The sequence below is a fragment of the Endozoicomonas sp. genome, from assembly GCF_051008435.1.
Classification (GTDB): Bacteria; Pseudomonadota; Gammaproteobacteria; order Pseudomonadales; family Endozoicomonadaceae; genus Endozoicomonas_A.
Window position 1 is genome coordinate 1 of sequence record NZ_JBPCXO010000186.1, and the last position, 4,408, is coordinate 4,408.

Annotated in this window: 3 protein-coding genes; all 3 read left to right on the forward strand. The window is 46.6% G+C overall.

The annotated features are described in order from the left end of the window. Positions 1–270: 270 nt before the first annotated feature. Positions 271–1,356 carry a LacI family DNA-binding transcriptional regulator gene (locus ACR2PX_RS09260; protein WP_433999074.1) on the forward strand — a complete coding sequence of 362 codons (1,086 nt, stop codon included), beginning with the start codon at positions 271–273 and terminating at the stop codon, positions 1,354–1,356. A gap of 341 nt (positions 1,357–1,697) precedes the next feature. Next, on the forward strand, positions 1,698–3,491 hold the full coding sequence (locus ACR2PX_RS09265; RefSeq protein ID WP_433999075.1) for a glycoside hydrolase family 36 protein: 1,794 nt from the start codon (positions 1,698–1,700) through the stop codon (positions 3,489–3,491). Positions 3,492–3,558: 67 nt separating this feature from the next. Next, positions 3,559–4,290, forward strand: a complete 732-nt coding sequence (locus ACR2PX_RS09270) for a glycoside-pentoside-hexuronide (GPH):cation symporter (protein WP_433999076.1) — start codon at positions 3,559–3,561, stop codon at positions 4,288–4,290. The last annotated feature ends 118 nt before the right edge of the window (positions 4,291–4,408 follow it).

Below are 4,408 nucleotides of genomic sequence, written 5' to 3' on the forward strand. Positions count from 1 at the left end.
GAACGAGTCGAATTATTCGATGGATTCGTGAGAATAGTTGACCTATTTAATCGAATTCATCGAATAATTGGGCCGTTCTTTCTGGAATTCAGGCCGAAATAGTCTTAAGTCCGACAGGCTCCTAGGAGGCGATAGTAAAACAGTTTGTCTTTTTACCTTGTTGATTTGAATCAATTTTGAAAACGTTTTCAAGAACTATTTTTAAATGATTGGAAAGTATTGAGAGTAAACAGGATAGAAGTTCAATTTTGATGCCGGTGTGATGCAGCTTTGCTGGAGAGGATTGCGGGACAAGAAGATGCGGCAAGAATCTGGCAAAATACCTTTTTTAAATTCGTTGGTTTTGAGATTTTTGAAGTGGCCAATATAAAAGATGTTGCCAAACTGGCCGGAGTCTCCATCTCGACGGTTTCCCGTGTTGTCAATCAGACTGCGAAAGTGGCTGACTACAAGCAGGAAGCCGTTCACAAGGCTATGGAGTCTCTGGGCTACAGACCCAACAGTTTTGCCAAGGCTCTGGTCAGCAAAAAGTCCGATACACTGGGACTGGTTGTGGGTGACCTTGGTGATCCTTTCTTTGGTCTTTTGGCGCGTGGTGTGGAAAGCGTTGCGCAGTCCCGGAGCCTGCAGCTTTTGATCAGCTCCGGGCACCACGAGCCGGACATGGAAGCCAGAGCCATCTCATCGCTGATGGAAAGAGGTTGTGACGCGTTAATAGTACACTCCAAAGCGCTCCATGATTATCAGCTGATGGATTTGCTGTCGCCTCATGCCGCTTCTGTTGTGATCAACCGGAAAATCCAGGGGGCAGAAGGGCGGTGTATCTATCTTGATAACATAGAGGCGGGAGAGCTGGCGGTGAAACATCTGCTTGAAAACGGTCATCGTCGTGTAGCATTTTTGTCCAGAGATACCGATATAGATGATCTGAAAGATCGTTATCAGGGTTATCAGAATGCCCTTATGCAAGCTGGAATTATTCCTGATTCTCAACTGATCGGTACGGGGACACCCGATGAACAAGGGGGCTACAGGGCAACAATGGATCTGTTGGATCGAGACACTCAGTTCACTGCCGTCTTTGCCTATAATGACGCCATGGCCGCAGGCTGTTTGAGTGCGCTCAGTGATCGGCGCTTAAAAGTGCCTGATGATATTTCATTGATCGGTTTTGATGATGTGCATTTTGCCCGCTTTATGACCCCCAAATTGACTACGATACATTATCCCATTGAGCTAATGGGAGAGAGAGCGGCACAGCTCGCTTTGAAGCTGGGTGGACTCCCGGTGTCTTCACCTGGTGAACTGAGATTTGAACCCTCCCTGATAAAAAGAGACTCTGTAACGGCCTCTTAAGCTCTTCTTTCTTTGCCCATTTTTCTTTCGGGCACACTTCTTTTTGATCTGATCAGGTTTTGATAACACTTGTGGTCACAATGGCTGCAAGTGTTGATCTATGTCACTCATTGCACGGTTTTGTCTCCGCACTGGCTAAAAGCGAATGACTATCTCAGGGCATTTCTGTATTTTTTTGAAAAGGTTTTCAAGGGTGGCAGTGTTGTTATGCAGCATTTTACTCGGACAGATAAATGCTCTGTAACAGCTCTGACTTTCTATTTACATGAACAGCGGTCTTCTGACTGGCTCTCAGGTCGGGGATCGTTGTTCAGCGGTTGTTATCCAGAGGTTGTATAAAAGTGGAACAACTACTCAAGTCAGATCCGTTGTCTATTCGCTTATCCATGTCAGGAGCAAGCGATCAGTTCAGTCTTCAGCTGGAAGAGCGTCGGGAAGATGGCCTGCTTTATATTGATTTTGCTATTCAGGCCAGAGAATGTGTTCACTTTCCCCAAACGATACTGGACGTCCACTTTCCCTTCGTAAATATGCACTCACTGTGGACGCCTTGTCCCCATGGCAATCCCAAATCATTCCGTAACAAAGGTATTCCTGAGTGGTGGCCACACTACGACAGCCAGATCAGTCAGGTGGCTCCAGTAGGAAGTTTTTACAGCCAGAAAGGAGAGAACAGACTCAGCTTTGCTCTTTCTGATGCCAATGAGTGTGTGAAGGTCCATGCCGGAGCCTATGAAGAAGAACGTGTGGGCCGTATTCGCCTGTGCCTGTTCAGTGAGCCAGGGATTGCACGCAGAGAATATAAAGGAACCCTGCGTCTTGATATGCGCTCTACTCCTTATTATGAAGCCATTGAAAGTTTGGCACAGTGGTATGAATGGCTGATGAAGGATCAGCAAATGCCGGTTCCCGAAGCTGCTCTGGAACCTGTTTATTCCACATGGTACAGCTTCCATCAAAACCTCTCCCAGCAGGAAATAGAAGACCAATGTCGACTGGCTTCAGAAGTGGGTTGTCGGTCAATTATTCTGGATGATGGCTGGCAAACCGATGATAACAACCGGGGTTATAAGTTTTGTGGTGACTGGGAAGTAGCAGAAAGCCGTTTTCCAGATATGAAAGGTCATGTTGCCAGGGTTCAGGCCATGGGCATGAAGTATCTTCTCTGGCTCAGTGTTCCCTTTATTGGCCAGGGCTGCAAGATCTGGAACGAGTTTAAGGATAACCTGCTTTTTTACAGTGAGCAGAATCAGACCGGAACCCTTGACCCCCGTTACCCTGCTGTCCGTGAATATCTGATCAACACTTACTGTCGTGTTGTAAAAGACTACAACCTTGACGGTCTGAAGCTGGACTTCATCGATGAGTTCAATATGGCGTATGCCGAAGGGAGCGCTCTGGAAGCCGATCCGGAGCGTGATACTGAATCACTTCCTGATGCGGTGGATCAATTGATGATGGGGACCAGGCAGGCGCTGTCTGCCATCAATCCAGACATCATGATTGAGTTCCGCCAGCGTTACATTGGTCCGATGATTCGCAAGTACGGCAATATCTTCCGCGTTCACGATTGTCCCAATGACTCGATTATGAATCGCATGAGTATTATGGACTTGAGGATGTTTTCCGGAGATACCGCCATTCATTCCGACATGTTCATCTGGTCAAACGAAGATACGGCCGAAAGTGCCAGTCTGCACTTTATCAATACCTTGTTCTCGGTTCCCCAGATCTCTCCGGATATGAAAGAACTGTCAGCAGAACATCTGCAAATGACTCGCCACTGGTTGAGTTTCTGGAAGGCGCATAAAGACATACTTTTGAAAGGAAAACTTCGTTCCCACTACCCCGAAATGCAGTATCCCTTAATTGAAAGCCAGCTGGGTAACCGCAAAATAATAACCGCCCATGGGCGAATGGTTGCTGACATTTTTAACTCAGCGGAAGAGAGCATCATTCTCGTGAATGGGGCTATGGAAGAGAGTCTTTTTGTCAGGCTTGATGAAGAAAGCACGGTCAAATGTATGGTTAAGAACTGTCTGGGGGAAATCGTCAGGGATGAAGTATTTACCCTGAACAAAGGACTGAACGAAGTGCTTGTTCCACCATCCGGTTATATGACTTTAACAAAATAGATCTTATTCAGGACACCTGCAGTCATTGGGCTGCAGGCCTTCCGTTTTTGCTGTGCAAGGGGGAGTCATGAGTGTTACCCAGACCCAGAAAGTGAGTATGAAAACCAAGCTGTCTTATGGCTTTGGTGGATTCGGAAAAGACTTTAGTCTGAATGTAATCAATATATTTCTATTCTTTTATTACACCGATGTGGTGGGAGTCTCTGCGGTTTTTGTTGGCAGTGTCTTTCTGATTGCCCGTATCTGGGATACGGTCAATGATCCCATGTTGGGGTATATCGTTAGTAAAACCAGAACCCGATGGGGCCGATACAAACCCTGGATCTTTGTTGGTAATCTGCTCAATGCCGTTTTTATCGTGGCACTTTTTTCTGCCCATCTCTTTTCCGGCACCGAACAAATGGTCTTCATTGCCATTACCTATATCGGTTGGGGCATGACCTACACCATGCTCGATGCACCATTCTGGTCAATGATACCGACGATTACCCTGGACAAGCAGGAAAGGGAAAAGCTGATGCCTTATCCAAGGGTCTGTGCTTCGCTGGGTGGTTATCTGGCCAGCGGCATTGGTATCGTAGCGGTGAACTTTCTGGGGGGTGAGGATAAGGGGCTTGGTTATATGCTGTTTGCAGCAGTCGCTGCAGTGTTAGCAATCATCAGTGCTGTGGTGGCCTGTATGTGGACTGAGCAAACCGTTGAGGTTGATAACGATGAGGTTTCTTCCTTTAACCTCAAGAGCGCCTTGTCAGCCATTTTTAAAAACGATCAATTTGTCATCCTGTTGCTGATTCCTTAAGTCCCGCTTAACTTTGAGGTAATGAGCGAGCAGGCTGTACTTTTGGTAAGAGAGTACAGTTTTCATACACTTTGCAGTCTAATCTACAGCATCAGCTTGTGTTCATAATTGTTCCGCT

What these genes read in the sequence shown, in the direction of transcription:
- ACR2PX_RS09270 (WP_433999076.1), top strand. Translation starts at nt 3,559, where the DNA reads ATGAGTGTTACCCAGACCCAGAAAGTGAGTATGAAAACCAAGCTGTCT.